The organism is Pseudocnuella soli (assembly GCF_004347775.1).
Classification (GTDB): Bacteria; Bacteroidota; Bacteroidia; order Chitinophagales; family Chitinophagaceae; genus Flavisolibacter; species Flavisolibacter aquaticus.
Genome location: NZ_CP037755.1, coordinates 1,881,824 through 1,898,445, shown reverse-complemented (window position 1 = coordinate 1,898,445; position 16,622 = coordinate 1,881,824). Strand labels below are relative to the sequence as shown.

Genomic DNA, 16,622 nt, shown 5'->3' with positions numbered 1-16,622 from the left:
GCGGAAATGTCATGCCGAACTTGTTTCGGCATCTCCATTGAAATGAAAAGACATCATTAAACGAGTGTGACAAGTGCAGTTCATATTGCAATACCCGATAGTGTGAATGGGCTGCCGAAACATGTTCGGCATGACTGTTTCTTAGAATTAAACATAACCGCTTACTCTGTAGAATAAGAATGGACCTTTAGAACAATACCGTTATCAAAGTACGACATGTGTATCTGCTTTAAAATAAATTCATAACCCTCATTTTCTTTATCATTTCTCCAACAGTTTGCCATTTTAAAATTCAGTTGATTTGGTAATAAATCAACACTCAAAACTAATTTGCCCATGAGAAAAAATCTACTCTCCGCCTGCTTCGCATTGGCTACCATTCCCGCATTTGCACAAGACAGTACGCTGCTCAAAAACTACAAATACCGCACACCTGGCTTTCGGGCACTAACGGTCAACTCCGGCATGAGTGGTGTGTACACCAATGGCAAGAGCGGCAACGGCCAGGCGATTATGCGCAATTTTGCGCTGCAACCTACCAATGTATCATTCGCTAGTTTCAAAAGCACCGACCGTGTTTGGCAGCAAGCTGAAATTAGCGTGGGCAGCCAGTTTTCGTCAACCGGCAACAAAGCGGAAAATGGCTTTTCAAAAACAGACCGACAGTCACGTAATGGATCTGCCTCGGTAAATGCATCTATTACCCAACGCAACTACAGGGCAAATAATTGGTTCTGGGAACTAGGTGGCAACGCTTTTGCTGCAACTGCAGGCAGCCGCTCAACCGACTCCAGCAGTATACAAAAAACCAATAACCCACAGTTGGCAGGCTCCGTTACATTGGGCTTTGGCCGTGGCCGTATAGAACTGGTGCAGGACGCACAAATGGCTTTGTTTATTTTAAACGACCTGCAGCAACAAGGTTTGCTGCAACGACCTGCCGACGAACAAACAGCACTGAAGCTAGCGCAGGTTATAACGGCCATCAACAACCGAAGAGTGTTCGACAGCCGCCGCCGTCGTATTTATGAACTTACCACCATCCATGATTTTTTGCAGCGGGAAGGATTGACCGGCAGCGGCGACATCCGCGTTTTTACCACGATCAACGATAACTGGGCGCTGGCATTTAACCCCACCCGTGCATCCGGTACCCGTTGGTATGTCAACGTAACACCTGGCGCCAGTTGGTTACGGGTCGTTCAAAAAAGCACCGTTGATCAGAAGGATTCTGAAGCCTTTAGAAATAATAATGGGTACAACCTGAAACCCGTGCTGGGCTTTAGCCGCCATGTGCCCGTTTCGCTAAAGTGGCAGCGTAATATGGGTGCTTCGGCAAGCTACACACGAAACGGCTTACGTATTAAACAAACGGCTACCAACACACCGGAGCAAACCGTTAATGACGAGTCGTCCGTTTATCATGCCGACCTGTTTTATGAAATAGGATATTATCCCAACAACAGGACCATTGTTACCGGCGGCTTTAACATGACAGGCACTTGGAACTTGTTGGGCGGCGACAATTTGGCTCGTTCAATTACCAGCATTAAGCCGGGGCTTTACCTGAACGGCGACTACTTCATCAGCTACAACACAAGGCTTTCGTTTCAGACGGGTGCCAGTTACGAGCATTACCAACAAAAAATGGAAGATGGCAGTCCATGGTTTGGTCAGAACTTTAAACGCCGCGATTTACTGGGTAATTTTTCCATCGGCATTGCGCATGTTATTTTCTAAAAAATAGATTGCTTCAAGCGTCAGGCTATATGCGATCAGTGGCCTGGCGCTACTTTAACCATTGCGCAGTGCAACAAAATCTTATTTTGGCGCTTTGAATCCGGTTATGCGTTGTTCCATTTTTTGTTGCGCCATTCTACTCCTCTTTTTATCGACAACGACTAGGGCCCAGTCGTTAATGCTGCGTTCGGCGGCACCCCGGTTTCTGCGCCCCGGCGACCGGATGGAGTTGTTGCTGCATGTAAAAAACAACAGCAAAAAAGAGGTTACTGGTCAATCGGAACTGCAACTGCAGGATGCAACATCGGGCACTGCGGTGGACGGGTGGTTTCAAAACTTTTTTCCGAACCAATATTTTACCGCATCACCGGCAGATAGCGCTACAGTGCGTTTCCCGGTGGAAGTGCCTTATACTTTTTTCAAAACGGCAAGGCTGCGATACGTGGCCAGTGCCGCAGCAGATACGGCAACGGTGAATGCGCTTGTGCCGGTGCTTCCATACCGGCAACTACACACACAATCTGCAGTGCATAAAGGCAGTGGACCCTTTTCTATTCCGCAGTTGGTGAACAGCGCCGAAAACGAAAGCCTGCAACAGGCTGCATTACAGGTGCAAATGGCAGCAACACCTGCCCCTTTTGCATATGCGGCTTTGGGCCATTTGCTGCAGCAAGAAAACTCTGGTGCTGAGGCAGCAGCGAACCGCTTGTTTGCCGCTGGTATTTTAATGCAGTTGGTACGGCAACAACCCGACGCTGCCAAAGCAATGGCGAAGGAATTAATATTGCAGGCTTTTGAGCTGGTTTACCTGCAACAACAATTTACAGCAGCACTGCAAACATTACAACTAACGCAACAAGCCGCTGGTGGCTTTGCCCCCTGGCGTGGCAGCAATACCAATGCAACGACAACGCATACTGTTGCCATAACACTGGCTAGATTGATCCACCGTTCGGCAATACCTGCAGCACAGCACAGTGCAATAAACAACATGACCAAAAACGCTGTGCGATTTTTGATAAAGTCAAAAGCCGAATTGTCTGCAATTAGCCTGGCTTACCTCGAAAGTTTGTTGCAGCCGGTCGACAAAAAAATTTCCAACGCCATAAATGTTTCAGCAACGTTGGGCAACGAAAGCCTCGGAACACAGGCCATGATGGCGGTGGTGCTGTGGCGCAGAGGGGATACCGCACAGGCAAAAAACGTTTTAATGCTTGCTTTGCAGCAACAAAAACCATCAGCACCCAGCTTGGACACCAGGGATCAATTGGCAAGCGAAACAAGTTTATTGCTGGAAGCAGCAGCGCTTTTAAACAACACGGAAGCAGCAGATAGCCTTACTTTCTCCCTTTTGCAAACAGGCAATCCTGAAGGCTGGCAGACTGCATCGGAAACTACCGGTGCTGCCTATGCGCTTTTAGCCGACGATGCGAATTTAATTCCACTGCAACCCACTTCTGTGCAGATGGGCAACCTGCCGCCACGACCCGTACAAACAAATGCATACTTTTATACAACTACCGTTGATGCAGGTTTGGTGCACCCCGCAGCCGGCAACATTACAATAGGCAAAACGGGCGGCGCTTCTATGCCTATTACAGTGGCTTATTGGCAATATTTTGACGAGTATTTGGACCCCGCTAGCGGCGTTAATCTTCAGCCTGAAATCTTTTTATGCAACGGAAGAAAAAAGACACTATGGAGTGAAGGAATTCCTGTTTCGCTGGGCGATACTTTGGAAGTAAGGTTGCAGTTGAATAACGACCAGGCAAGAACGGGGCTGCAGCTTCAATCCGGATGGCCCGCGGGCTTTGCACCATTGGGCACTACCAGTATAAATGCAAGCATTTTTGAGCAAAACATGGTGGGTGCAAAAAGATGGTGGTTGACCAAATTGCCGGCCGGCCGCACCACATTTACCTACCGCATAAAAGCGGCGCACCGCGGCACTTTTCACAGCGGTATTACAGAACTTACAGAAATGCGCACCGGGAAGGCACTGGCTAGGCAAGGCATAGTAAAAATGGAGATTGAATAAACGGCCGACTTCCTAAAAAGCAATTTGCCTTTCAAGACACACTGTTGTAGATTTAGTGAACCAATAAACCTTTAACTATGGCCGCAAAATCTGCAACAGAACTGGTTAAGGAAGCCAAGCAACAAATTGAAAACCTCAGCCCCGATGAGGTGGAAACATCGCTGCGCGACGGCGGCGCAACGCTGATCGACATCCGCGAAAAAGAAGAGTTGTCGCAAACAGGGAAGATCCCCGGGTCGGTGCATGCGCCCCGCGGCATGCTGGAGTTTTATGCCGACGAAACGCTGCCTTATCACAAGCCGGAGTTCGACAAATCCAAACGCATTATTCTGCATTGTGCCTCGGGCGGTCGATCGGCACTGGCCGCCGCTACCCTCAAACAAATGGGTTATGAAAATGTAGCGCATTTGGATGGCGGCATCAAAGCATGGAAAGAAGCCGGCAAAAACGTAGAGCAGTAATTAAAAAAATTAAGGTCGCAACTATTACAGGCTGGATGCACATCCGGACAGGATTTCGTGTGCCTTCACCCACATATTCATCAACCCAAAGTTGTTTTTGAAAATACACTAAGCCCACAATTTCTAAGACAAACAGGACGCACAACCGAAATAGCTGCGCCTGTACCTTTGAACCATGCAAGTGGATTACCTCATCATCGGACAGGGAATTGCAGGCACCATGCTTTCGTGGGCCCTGCACCGGGCAGGCAAATCTTTTTTGGTGCTGGATGAAGCGGCGCCCATCACTTCTTCAAGGGTTGCTGCCGGCATCATCAACCCCGTTACCGGCAGGCGTTTTGTGCGCAGCTGGATGATTGAAGAACTGTTGCCATTTGCCCGCACCACATATAGCGAAATGGAAACTTTTCTGCAGGTGCAGGTGGTGCGTCACCTCGACATGATCCGGTTTTTTCCCAATAGCGAAAGCCGCGATCTGTTTGTTACCCGCATCACCGAAGATGATACCTACCTGCACACTTACCCCGACCAAAACCATTTTAATAAATTTTTCAATTACCACTATGGCTGCGGCCAGGTACGCCCCGCTTTTTGTGTGGACCTGCAGTTGCTGATGCAGGCCTGGCGGGCCGCTATGCCGCAACATTTCCGCGATCACCGGTTTCACCCCGAAGCACTTAAGGTGCAGCCCGATGGCGTGAGGTATGAAGACATTAATGCGCAAAAGATCATTTTTTGCGAAGGGCACCAGGGCGAAGAAAACAAATGGTTCCGGGCCCTTCCCTTTTCCGCCAACAAAGGCGAGGCGCTGTTTATTGAATGTGCCGGGCTGGAAGACAAGCACATTTTTAAGCAATCGCACCTGCTGGCACCGCTGGCGCAAAAGGGTTTGTTTTGGGTGGGCTCTACGTATCAAAACCGGTTTGCCGATGCAGCGCCAACGCCTGAGTTCCGGCAACGGACCGAACAACACCTGCGCGAATGGCTAAAGCTGCCCTTTACCGTAGTGGACCACAAAGCAGCCATCCGCCCCGCCACGGTGGAACGCCGCCCGTTTGTGGGCCTGCACCCGCAGCACCCGGCCATCGGCATTTTTAATGGGTTGGGCACAAAAGGCACTTCGCTGGCACCTTATTTTGCCCACCAATTTGCAGCGCACCTGGTACACGGCACACCCATTACGCCAGAAGCCGACGTAAAACGTTTTGAACGGGTGCTGACGAAATTTTAAGGAAACAGCCTACTGCTTTTAATGCAGCAACTGAATGAGCAAGTAGCATTTTGCTGCGCATAACTATGTGCCTCCAAACCACATTTCTTCGGTGGCATAAATTTTTACTGTACTATATCGAACCCAAAAACGTAACCATATGGCAGACCTCGATGTAGTAAAAAAAAGAAAGTCTCCCCTTCCCTGGATCATTCTAACCCTAATCATTTTGGCCGTACTGGCATTTTTCCTACTGTATAACAACGACGAACCAGCGGCGGTTACCACCACACCCGATGCAGCATACGATTCAACCGCAGCACCGGCCACGCGGTAGCTACCGAGGTATTTGCGCTAAAAAATATTCATCAACCGGCGGGCTTGTAGCCTGCCATAAAATACAGGTATATGTTTGGTAAAAAAACACCCGAACCTACCACCCGGCTCCGCGAACTGAGCGGCAGCGATTACACCATTCCCAAAAACCAACCCGATATCCGCGGCTGGGATGTGCGGGACGCCAACAAACTGAAATTCGGTACCGTGCAGGACCTGATCTTCGACATCAGGGCCGGCAAAGTGCGCTATATGGTGCTGCAGATACTGGACACACCCGAACTGGAGTTGGACCGCCGCACTGTGTTGGTGCCCATTGGCATGGCCGAACTGGATGCATCGGACAACGATGTGTTTTTGCCTTCGGTAAATGCGTTTCAGTTGCGGGCCCTGCCCAGCTACAATAAGTCGCGGTTGGGCGCCAAGGCCGAGCACGATGTGCGCTTTATTTTCGGCAACACAGCGCTGGGCTCCACGCAGCAAGGTGGCCTGTCCCAAACCGATGTGGATGAAGGCTTTTACAACCACGAGCATTTTGATGACAACAACATGCTGCGCCGCCGGCAGGGTTTTGTTTCCCAAACACCCGCTACCGACCGGCCGGTGTACCACAACGAGCCCGTACGGCGCAGCGACCTGGACTATAACGACACCCACGCCAAACGCGATAACGACGAGGCATATCGCCGTGGATTTGAAGACGGCCAGCGCCACCGCGCCGAAACCGACGACGAATACTACCGCAGAACCGGCAAGCATCGGGATATTTAAAATAAACGCAGCTTAAAATAAAAGAGCGGCATGTTTACCCGAAGGAAACATGCCGCTCTTTTTTGGGGCTAGCCCAAAACTTAATCACTGTTGCGCTCCTGCTCGGTATTCCGGTTACGGTTAGCCGAAGATTTGTCCTGGTTGGGAATTTGATGCTCCGATCCCCGCTCTTGTTCATGGCTGCCATGTGTGGCCGGTCCCGGTATTACCATGTCGTTGTTGCCCTGCGTACCAATGGTTACGCCTTGGTCCTGCTGCTGGCTCCGCTCTATTTCATTTTTTGCCATAGCTTAAAGTTTTAGGGTTTAATAAATCAATCATCACTGGTTCTTGTTTCAAAAAAGCTGCCATGTTATCGGCAGTGCACAGCCTTTTTACCAGTGGTGATTGATAAAGCCTTAACACATAGGCCGGTCCATACTGCTATTTAACCGCTGGTATAAAGCGGGTAACTTAACTGCGCCAAGCGTCGTTACATAGCAAAACCAAGAGCCGGCGCTTTGCTGCAAACCAAAACCATATTTGCCCAAATATTCATCAGGACCATGCTGCTTGTGCTGCTGGCCCTATTGTGTGCATCGTTCAAAACACTACCCGTTGAAGGCCGCCCATTACCTGCAGTAGCAAAGCCTGCTGGCGCTGAAATAAAATGGATCGAGATTTTTGACCCGGCCAAGCAGGACGACTCGTTGAGTACGGCGGTACCATTTAACCGCATTGGCAACCTCATTGTGCTTAAAGGCGTGGTGGATGGCGTGGAGGGCAACTTTATTCTTGACACTGGCGCACCGCACCTGGTGCTCAACCAGGTTTATTTCCGCCACTACCCCGTCAGCGTGGTTTCAAACGAAGAGCACACCAGCGTTTCGGGAACCGCATCGGCCATCCAAAAAACCACCGTCAAAAATTTTGGCATCGGCGCCATGGCCTACCACCATTTTGAAGCCGACCTGGTGGACCTGGGCCAGATTGAAAACAGCAAAGGCATTAAAGTGCTGGGCCTGATTGGTTACGAGCTGTTGAAAAACTGTGAAATGGTGATTGATTATGAATCCGGCATGGTATATTTTCACCGGATTGGCCGCCGCGAAGGTGCCAAATACAACAGTCCGCACCTGCAACAGGCGGGGTTTTTAACTGAGGAAATAGCGGTGCAAAACAACCAGGTGATGCTGAACCTTCATTTGAAAGGAAAAAAATTAAAGCTAGTGCTGGACAGTGGTGCCGAAACCGGCATCCTCGACAGCCGGCTGCCGGAAAGCATCCTGAACCATGTATCGATCATTGGCCGCATGACCATCAAAGGCACCAGCACCAAAGATGTGGAGGCGCTGCGCGGCAATGCCAATGGACTGCAACTGGGTGCTAATGCGCTGGAACCCCTGCCGGTGCTCATTGCCAACCTGGAGCATACCTGCTTTTCGCAAAATATGGGCGTGCACGGCGTGATTGGGCTGCATTTTATGCCGCTGAAAAAAATCGGGTTTAATTTTGTGACCAGAAAAATGTATTTATGGAAATGAGCCGTACCATATGGAAGTCGCGCCGGGTGGTACGCATCATGGCCTGTACATTCTACTTTTTGCTGCCGCTGCTGCTGCAGGCACAGGTACTGTTTCCATCATACACCGTCAAAGACGGGCGGATGCAAATTAAAATCGACCGCAACATTTCGGCTGCCACGCTGGATTCTTTTGTGGCACAGTTCGACCTACAGCACTTGCAGCTCAATGAACTGGTGTTTAAAAACAGCGCCGAAGCGTTGGGTAAAGCAGGCTGGCGGGTGGCACAAACCAACCGGAAAACGCTGATCATCACCAAAGGTTTCCAGCATTTTGAAGAATGGAATAATCCAGAAAGCCGCATTCGTTTTACCGAAACAAAACCAACTTTTGCACAACGCTTTCCGGCCACCAACAACGGACTCACGTTTGGGCATAACCGCTTTCGAAACAAGCCCGCTTTCGAAACAAGCCGCGATTCGGTAGTGCGCTTTTTTCTGCGCGGCCATGAAAATGCGCGGCAGGTGATGCTGGCCGGCTCGTTCAACAATTGGGACCCGGAAGCCCTGCCTATGAAGCGCACTGAAGGTGGCTGGGAAGTGGGCGTAAAACTGGGCGGCGGAAAATACTGGTACAAGTTTATTGCCGATGGCCACTGGATGGTTGATGCCGATAACCAGCAACGCGAAAACGATGGCGAAGGCAACATTAATTCTATTTTTTTCCAAACAAATACGGTGTTTTTGTTGCCCGGTTTTGAAGGCGCCAAAAATGTGTACCTCGCCGGCTCGTTCAACCAATGGCGGCCCCGTGAGTTGGCCATGCAGCGCACCGAGCGGGGCTGGGTATTGCCGCTCTATCTTTCCGAAGGAACACACGCATACAAGTTTGTAGCCGATGGCAAATGGGTAACAGATCCACAAAACCCCAAACAGTTGCCCGACGGCGAAGGCGGCTATAACTCATACATTGCTTTGGGCAAACCGTACCTGTTTCAACTGCCCGGGTTTACAGCTGCCAAAGAAGTGCGGGTAGCCGGCTCGTTCAACAACTGGCGGCCGTTTGAACTGCAAATGCGTAAAACAGCCAACGGATGGGAACTGCCTTATGTGCTGGGCCCGGGCAATTATGAATACCGCTTTTTGGTGGATGGCCAATGGACGTCCGACCCGGCTAATCCACCTGTAGCCGGCAACAACTCGCATTTTGTGCTGGGCGCCAACCATACGTTCAGGCTAAAAGGTTTTGACCAAGCAAAGCGGGTGTTTTTGGCTGGCGATTTCAACAACTGGAACCCAACATCTTTTCCCATGCAACGCCGGGGCAACGAATGGGTGCTGCCGCTGCACCTGTGGAACGGAAAACACCGGTATAAATTTGTGGTGGATGGCCAGTGGATACTGGATCCGGAGAATAAATTATGGGAGCAAAACGAACACAAAACCGGTAATTCCATCCTCTGGTTTGGTCGTTAATTTCATGGCTTTTTGCGCATTTTTCTGCAACATTTTTATTAAAAAAATCAACATTTATAGCCCGCATTTTCTTGGTTTGGCTGTGTAATTTGATTTGTTTTTTGCCGAAGCAAAAAAAGGCTGTTGTTGAAAAAACGCTGCGCCCAAACCCGCTCCCCTATTTGTTTTGCTGCTTTTTGCCTGAAAAAATTAAGTACAAGCGCTGTAGGCGCATAGGTATTATTGTGTATTTGCGCATCTTTTCGGCAAACATTGACCCGCATCAAATAAACGCGACCCATTTTTTCAAATCTTTGTATTCATGAAAATCCATGCCCACGCAATCCCTGATCAAAAAGGGACCGGGCCAATATCCTACAAATTTGACCCATCCCGGTTGATGAAACATATCGTGGACGTAGTCTGCGTATTCGACCGCAACGGCATCATCCGCTATGTCAGCGATGCATCGCCAGCCTTTTGGGGTTACGAGTCTTCCGAAATGGTGGGCCGCCCGTTTACCGATTTTATCCTGCAGGAAGATGTGTACCACACACTGAAGGCCATTGCCGATAATACTGCCGTTGCATTTACCCACCACCACGAAAACCGCTACCGCCGCAAGGACGGTTCCATCGTGTATGTGAGCTGGTCGGCAAGGTGGAGCAAAGAAGATGAATTGCTGTATTGCGTAGCCCGCGATGGATCGGGGCAGCGGGCACTGGAGCGCCGGCTGTTGAAAGCGCAGGAAATTGCCGGTGTGGCCAATTTTGAATTTGATGTAATCAACCGCCGTTTTCAATACTTATCGGAAAATATCCACGCCATTACGGGCCTCACCAAACAAGAGGTACCCGATTTTACCATCGACCACCTGTGGAGCCTGCTGCACCCCGAAGACCAGTGGGTAAGGGCTGAGTTTATACAAACCGACACCTCCGTAAACCGCCAGCACCAGTACCGCATCATCCGCCCCGATGGAACGGTGGTGCACCTGCACCACCACCGCGAAATGTATTACGACGAAGCGGGCAGACATCATTACACCATTGGCACGCTGCAAGATGTAACACAGCAAAAACTTTCGGAGCAGGCAGCGCAGCAAAGCGAAAACAAATTTCGCAAGCTGGTGCAAAACTGCACCGATATGGTAGGCATTCTGGATGCCGAAGGACGGTACCAATATGTGGGGCAAAGCGTGGAAACCTTGCTTGGTTATACCACTGATTATGTTATGGGAAAATCGGTCACCGATTTTATCCATCCCGAAGATGCAGTGAACGTTGAAGCTTTGCTGCAGCAGGCATTTAACCAGAAGCAGCTGGAACTTGGTCCAATCCGGTTTCGCGACAGCAAAGGCAACTGGCGCTGGATTGCTTCTACCGTAACCAACCTGTTGGACGATCCCGATATTAATGGGCTGGTGTACAACAGCCGCGACATCACCGAACAAAAAGTGATCGACGATCGGATTCGCGAACTTTCTATGATAGCCGAAGAATCGACCCAATCGATTCTGATCACCAATAAAGAAAACCGCATTACCTGGGTAAATAAAGCCTTCTGCACCCTTAGCGAATATGACGCCAAAGATGTATTGGGCAAAACACCGAACGAAGTATTTGCCAGTACGTTCAGTGCAGCCGACGACCGGCATATTCAGCAAACCGTAAATGCAGGTGGGCATGTGCAAATGGAAGCCCTTTGCCACAGCAAAAGCGGCAGGCCTTATTGGGTGTCGCTCAACATACAGCCGGTGCTGAATGAAGCCAACGAACTGTCGCGGTATGTAGCTTTTGCCAAAGACATTACCGAAAGGAAAAAAGCAGAACAGGAACTGGCGTTTAGCGAACAGAAATTTAAGGCAATGGTGCAGGAAGGCTCCGACCTGATTGCCATCCTCGACATGCAGGGTTGCTTTACTTATGTAAGTGACAGCGTTTCAAGGTCTTTGGGTTTTACAGCAAATGAACTGCTGGGCAAACACCTGGGCGAATATATACACCCCAATGATATGCAGGAAACAATGGCTGGCATGGAGCGGGTTAAAACAAACGAAGCACTGACTGGCGTGCAACACCGTTTTCGGCACAAGGACGGCCATTATGTTTGGCTTGAATCGAAAGGCATCGATCATTCGGCCAACCCGCTCATTGGCGGCATCATTGTAAATGCGCGGGACATAACAGACCGCGTGGAATTGCAAAAACGACTGGATGCGGAACTGCGCAACAAGCAAAAAGAAATTACATCGGCGGTGATCAAAGCGCAGGAAACCGAGCGGTCGAAATTGGGCCTGGAACTGCACGACAATGTAAACCAGGTGCTCACTACCGTAAAGCTGTACAACGAAATATACCTGAGCGGCTACCGCGAAGACCGTGCATTACTGGAGCGCTCCACGCAGTACCTGCAGGATTGTATCAACGAAATCCGCAGCATTTCCAAACGCCTTTCTGCTCCTACGCTGGGCAAGATCACGCTGCACGACTCCATTGCCGACCTGGTGGAAAGCGTTAACCTGACCAATAAATTAATGGTGTGCTTCAAGCAGCAGGGCATCGAAAAACTGCACATCTCCGAAGACCTGCACCTGAGCATCTACCGCATCATACAGGAGGGCTTGAACAACGTCATTAAATATGCCGCTGCCTCCTGTGCAGAGATTATTTTACAGTATCAAAATGATACGCTGCAGCTCACCATCCGCGATGATGGCAAAGGCTTCAACTGCAAAGAAAAATGGGTAGGCATTGGTATTACCAACATGCGCACCAGGGCCGAAAACATGAACGGACAGTTTGTGTTGGAAACAAGGCCTGGAAAGGGTTGTACCATACGGGCATCCTTTCCGCTGCCCGCTGAAACGGCCTTTATGTTCCACTCGTTTGCAGCCAGCAATTAAATACGTTGCTACGCATAAGTTGCGAATAACAATTTTAAAAAGCCATCCGGTCCACAGTACAGTGTCAGGATGGCTTTTTTATACCCGTCAAGAATGGTTATAACCTCGCCACAACCAAACAGGTTTCTGCATTTTTAGGTGCACCTAATTCAAACCTGAGCTATAGGATTTGCCATTTTAAGGCAATACATTAGAATACCCTTCCTGATTACACCCTCGCCCTTGCTTCGCCGCTAACCTGATCTCTTCACCAAATAAATACAACCAAATGCTACGTATTCATTCAATGCTTCTGAGTTGCGTTTTTTTATTGATTGCCGCAAACAGCTCCGCGCAACCGGTAGCCAAAAAAGACGCCAAAACATTTGCCAGCAATAAAAATGCTTTAGACATGCGGGGCGCCTATTTATTGACACGCCAGGTAGCCAACGATGGAACAAAGGACAGCCTGATGCAGGCAAGGCAAATAAAGATTTTTACCGACCGCCACATGTTGTATGTGCATCCCGGCCCCGATGATTCGCTGGCCGTTTATGGTGTAGGAACCTACCGCATCAACGATGGGAAAGTAATCGAAGATGTGTTTTACACCAGCAACCAGGGGGCGGTGAAAGATCAATTTGAATTGGCCATCAACCAAACCGGAAACGGCTATGGACAGGTCATTCAGTTTGCCCCTGGTGCGGACAACATAAGTTGGAAACTGATAGAAGAATACGACCGGGTGGACAAAGATTTGGTTTCGCCACTTGACGGTGCCTGGAAACAAACAAAAGTAATTTCAGTTGCAAATGATGGGACTACCCAAACAAGGGAAGGGCACACGCAATTCAAGTTTTATCACCGGGGTAATTTTGCCTGGGTAAATACAACCAAAGATGCCACTACCAACAAGCCGGTTTCTTTCTATGGTTATGGGAACTTTAAAATGAACGGCAAGGATGAACTTATTGAAAACAACACCAGTTCCTCGTTCAAAACGGCATTGGTAAACAAACCGGTGACCGTAAAAATAAAAATGCTCGATAAAGATCATTTTGAACAAACCATTCAATGGGAGGGCGGAAAAGATACCGAAGTGTACGAACGGCTGAAATAACAGGCATAGTTTTTTCGAAAGAAACGGCAGTTGTTCATTAAAACGGCAAACTATGGCAAAGAATATAGGTAAAGGTCCCGGCCTCAGAAACATCAGCCGAACCTGGGACGAAAACGAACGGGCCCTTCAAAACGGCCAGGGCGCTGCACCCGGCGAACCACTGCCCGCAGCCACCGGCAACGAAGACCTGGATGAAGTGATCCGGAAAAAAGCAACAGAATACGATCATACCAATATGGAAGACAGGCTGTTGGATGTGGATCGTGCCTCGCAAAAAGATGCGGGCACGGAAGAACAAACCTGATATTTAAGGGCATTTGTGCAGCACTAAAAAGCACCAAAAACAGGGTGCCGGGTCATTATCCGGCACCCTGTTTTTTTTAAATAAAAAAAGCGTAACAACTGTTTCATATCCGGCGTTGATCAACAACATGGGTTGGATTATGACGGGCAGAGTTGCCATTTAAATCTAACACCGGCAGCAGATAGATTTACCCGCTTATTTTTACACAAAACCTGATAGCGCATGGAATACAGACTACTTGGCGGCTCGGGCCTGTATGTGCCCGTATTGAGCTTTGGCACGGCAACCTTTGGCGGCGGCAGCGATTTTTTTAAAGCCTGGGGCAACACGCAGGTGGACGAGGCCACCCGCCTCGTGAACCTGTGCATGGATGCAGGCCTCAACTTTTTTGACACCGCCGATACCTACTCGCAAGGGGCATCGGAAGAGATATTGGGCAAAGCCATTGCAGGTAAACGCCACGATGTGATCATTTCCACAAAAGGCACTTTTCCGTTTGGCACCGGCCCCAACAACCAGGGCTCATCGCGGCACCGGTTGATACAACAGGTGGAAGGTAGTCTGCGGCGCCTGGGCACCGATTACATCGACGTGTACCACATGCACGGTTTTGACGGCAACACACCTGTGGAGGAAGTGATGCATACGCTGGACGGGCTGGTGCAAAGCGGTAAGGTGCGCTATATTGCCGCCTCTAACTTTTCGGGGTGGCACCTGATGAAAGCGCAGTCGATTGCCGACCGCTACGGATGGAGCCGTCACGTGGCGCATCAGGTCTATTACTCGCTGCTGCACCGCGAATACGAATGGGAACTGATGCCACTGGGCATTGACCAAAAAGTAGGCGCTATAGTATGGTCGCCGCTGGCGGCGGGCCGGCTGGGTGGCAAATACCGCCGCAACCAACCATTGCCGCCGGATAGCCGCGTGGCGCAGGGCGGCAGCCCCATTCCACAAATGGTGGTGAACGACGAACACCTGTACAACATCATGGATGTGCTGGATGAAGTGGCAGAAGAAGTGGGCAAAACCGTGGCACAGGTGGCCCTCAACTGGCTGCTGCAGCGGCCCACGGTGAGCAGCATTATTATTGGTGCCCGCAACGAAGAACAGTTGCAGCAAAACCTGGGTGCTGTTGGTTGGAACTTAACACCGGAGCAGGTGCGTAAACTAGATAAAGCCAGCGAACTGCCCACCATTTATCCGTACTGGCACCAGCGCCAAAACACAAAGCTCAATCCATTGCCGAAGTTTTATTGAAGGTTTTGTTGAACCACGAAGACACGAAGGAACAAAGGGGCACGAAGGTTTTAAGAAAGACGTTCGCCGTTGAAAAGAACCTTTTCAAATGGCATTAGATTGATAAATGTTTAGCGGCTCGGTCGTCGACTTTTGCAGTTGTATTTTCAATTGCCGTTGATGACTTTTCATACTTGATTTTCTTCTTCGTGCCCCTTTGTTCCTTCGTGTCTTCGTGGTTCAAAATACTTATTCCAGCACCAGCGCCAATACACAAAATGCATCGATGGCCAATAGCGCCGGTGGTAATTCGCCCCATTTACCGCAAGCCATTTTAATGACCGTCCAACTCAGGAAGCCCCAAATGATTCCCTGCGAAATAGAGTAAGTAAATGGGATGAGCACCATCGCTAAAAACGCCGGTATGGCATCATCCAACTGCAGCCAGTTGATGCGGGTAACGGGCTGCAGCATAAAAGCACCCACCAGCACCAATGCCGGCGCAGTGGCAATAGAAGGCACCATGCTCAGCAACGGCGACAGGAACAAAAACGGCAAGAACAACAACCCGGCAACCACTGCCGTGAGGCCCGTGCGGCCGCCCTCTTTTATGCCCACTGCCGATTCGATAAAAGCAGTACCCGGACTGCTGCCCACCAGGCCTGCCACGGTTGTGGCCAACGCATCGGTAACCAGCGCCCTTTTTATATTGCGCGGCTCGCCGTTTTCATCTACCAAACCTGCTGCTTCCGACAGGCCCACAAGTGTAGAAAGCGAATCGAACAGGTCGGTAAAAACAAATGCAAAGATTACAGGCAGCACAGCAAACCGCAACGAGCCCCAAAGATCCAGTTGGCCCACCAGGCTAAAATCGGGCGGTGCGGCCAACCCGCTGAAATGGACCAGCGGCTCACTGCCGCCCCACCACCTGCCAATGGTAGCCGCCAGCAAAGTGGTGGTGATGATGCCAAACAAAATGGCCCCTTTCATGTTGCGCACAATAAATACCGCGGTAAGCAACAGCCCCACCACAAAAACCAGCACCGACGGCTGCAACGCGGCCCGCCCAATGATAGTGGCTTTATTTTGCGCCACAAAGCCTGCATTGGCCAAACCAATAAGAGTGATGAACAAGCCAATGCCTGCGGCAATAGCATAGCGCAGCGGCTTGGGAATGGCCCGCACAATGTGGGTGCGGATGTTGAACACCGAAAGCAACAGGAAAAATATACCCGACCAAAACACCGCACCCAGCGCGGTTTGCCAGGGCACACCCATGCCCAGCACAGCGCTGTAGGTAAAAAATGCGTTGAGGCCCATGCCCGGCGCCACCACCACGGGGTTGCGGGCATACAGCCCCATCAGCACCGAACTAAACAGGCACACCACCACCGTTGCCGTAGCCACAGCCGAAAAAGGCATACCTGTTTCGCTCAAAATAGCCGGGTTGACCACGATGATGTACGATGTGGCGAGGAACGTGGAAATGCCTGCAATGATCTCGGTTTGGATGTTGGTACCATTTGCCCGTAGCTGAAACAATCCCATACAAAGGTTTTATAG

At 50.1% G+C, this 16,622-nt stretch carries 14 protein-coding genes; 12 read left to right on the top strand and 2 right to left on the bottom strand.

The genetic code is table 11. The features are described 5' to 3' along the window. Positions 1–336: 336 nt before the first annotated feature. The 6 genes from EPD17_RS07920 (at position 337) to EPD17_RS07900 (ending at position 6,556) form a co-directional block, all read left to right on the top strand. Positions 337–1,740 carry a hypothetical protein gene (locus EPD17_RS07920; protein WP_132053249.1) on the top strand — a complete coding sequence of 468 codons (1,404 nt, stop codon included), beginning with the start codon at positions 337–339 and terminating at the stop codon, positions 1,738–1,740. A 106-nt stretch (positions 1,741–1,846) separates the two neighbouring features. Next, positions 1,847–3,778: an alpha-2-macroglobulin family protein gene (locus tag EPD17_RS07915; protein WP_132053247.1), complete on the top strand. Its 1,932-nt coding sequence runs from the start codon at positions 1,847–1,849 to the stop codon at positions 3,776–3,778. A 77-nt stretch (positions 3,779–3,855) separates the two neighbouring features. After that, complete coding sequence (locus EPD17_RS07910) at positions 3,856–4,239, top strand: rhodanese-like domain-containing protein (protein WP_114235235.1); 384 nt, start codon at positions 3,856–3,858, stop codon at positions 4,237–4,239. A gap of 175 nt (positions 4,240–4,414) precedes the next feature. After that, positions 4,415–5,470 carry an NAD(P)/FAD-dependent oxidoreductase gene (locus EPD17_RS07905; protein WP_132053245.1) on the top strand — a complete coding sequence of 352 codons (1,056 nt, stop codon included), beginning with the start codon at positions 4,415–4,417 and terminating at the stop codon, positions 5,468–5,470. 139 nt (positions 5,471–5,609) lie between these two features. Beyond that, positions 5,610–5,786, top strand: coding sequence for a hypothetical protein (locus EPD17_RS19940; protein WP_155523205.1), 177 nt, complete (start codon positions 5,610–5,612; stop codon positions 5,784–5,786). A gap of 71 nt (positions 5,787–5,857) precedes the next feature. After that, positions 5,858–6,556, top strand: a complete 699-nt coding sequence (locus tag EPD17_RS07900; protein ID WP_114235237.1) for a PRC-barrel domain-containing protein — start codon at positions 5,858–5,860, stop codon at positions 6,554–6,556. A gap of 80 nt (positions 6,557–6,636) precedes the next feature. Here EPD17_RS07900 and EPD17_RS07895 read toward each other — a convergent pair whose 3' ends face one another. Continuing rightward, the gene (locus tag EPD17_RS07895) at positions 6,637–6,843 is read right to left on the bottom strand and encodes a hypothetical protein (RefSeq protein ID WP_132053243.1); all 207 of its coding nucleotides are present in this window, start codon (positions 6,841–6,843) and stop codon (positions 6,637–6,639) included. Between the two features lie 258 nt (positions 6,844–7,101). Here EPD17_RS07895 and EPD17_RS07890 point away from each other — a divergent pair, with 258 nt between their 5' ends. The 6 genes from EPD17_RS07890 to EPD17_RS07865 all read left to right on the top strand — a co-directional run bounded on the left by EPD17_RS07890 (position 7,102) and on the right by EPD17_RS07865 (position 15,080). Beyond that, entirely contained in the window at positions 7,102–8,079 is a 978-nt protein-coding gene (locus tag EPD17_RS07890; RefSeq protein ID WP_132053241.1) for an aspartyl protease family protein, read from the top strand. Beyond that, on the top strand, positions 8,076–9,533 hold the full coding sequence (locus EPD17_RS07885; protein ID WP_165929561.1) for a glycogen-binding domain-containing protein: 1,458 nt from the start codon (positions 8,076–8,078) through the stop codon (positions 9,531–9,533). The genes EPD17_RS07890 and EPD17_RS07885 overlap by 4 nt, the downstream gene beginning before the upstream one ends. Positions 9,534–9,912: 379 nt before the next feature. Next, the gene (locus EPD17_RS07880; RefSeq protein ID WP_165929560.1) at positions 9,913–12,417 is read left to right on the top strand and encodes a sensor histidine kinase; all 2,505 of its coding nucleotides are present in this window, start codon (positions 9,913–9,915) and stop codon (positions 12,415–12,417) included. 268 nt (positions 12,418–12,685) lie between these two features. Next, a complete protein-coding gene (locus EPD17_RS07875) occupies positions 12,686–13,516 on the top strand; it encodes a hypothetical protein (protein WP_132053235.1) in 831 nt (276 codons plus the stop codon). A 52-nt stretch (positions 13,517–13,568) separates the two neighbouring features. After that, on the top strand, positions 13,569–13,820 hold the full coding sequence (locus EPD17_RS07870) for a hypothetical protein (RefSeq protein WP_132053233.1): 252 nt from the start codon (positions 13,569–13,571) through the stop codon (positions 13,818–13,820). Between the two features lie 222 nt (positions 13,821–14,042). Next, the gene (locus tag EPD17_RS07865; protein ID WP_132053231.1) at positions 14,043–15,080 is read left to right on the top strand and encodes an aldo/keto reductase; all 1,038 of its coding nucleotides are present in this window, start codon (positions 14,043–14,045) and stop codon (positions 15,078–15,080) included. Between the two features lie 228 nt (positions 15,081–15,308). On the opposite strand, the gene EPD17_RS07860 is transcribed toward EPD17_RS07865, so the two are convergent. Further along, complete coding sequence (locus EPD17_RS07860) at positions 15,309–16,607, bottom strand: NCS2 family permease (RefSeq protein WP_132053229.1); 1,299 nt, start codon at positions 16,605–16,607, stop codon at positions 15,309–15,311. Positions 16,608–16,622: the final 15 nt, after the last annotated feature.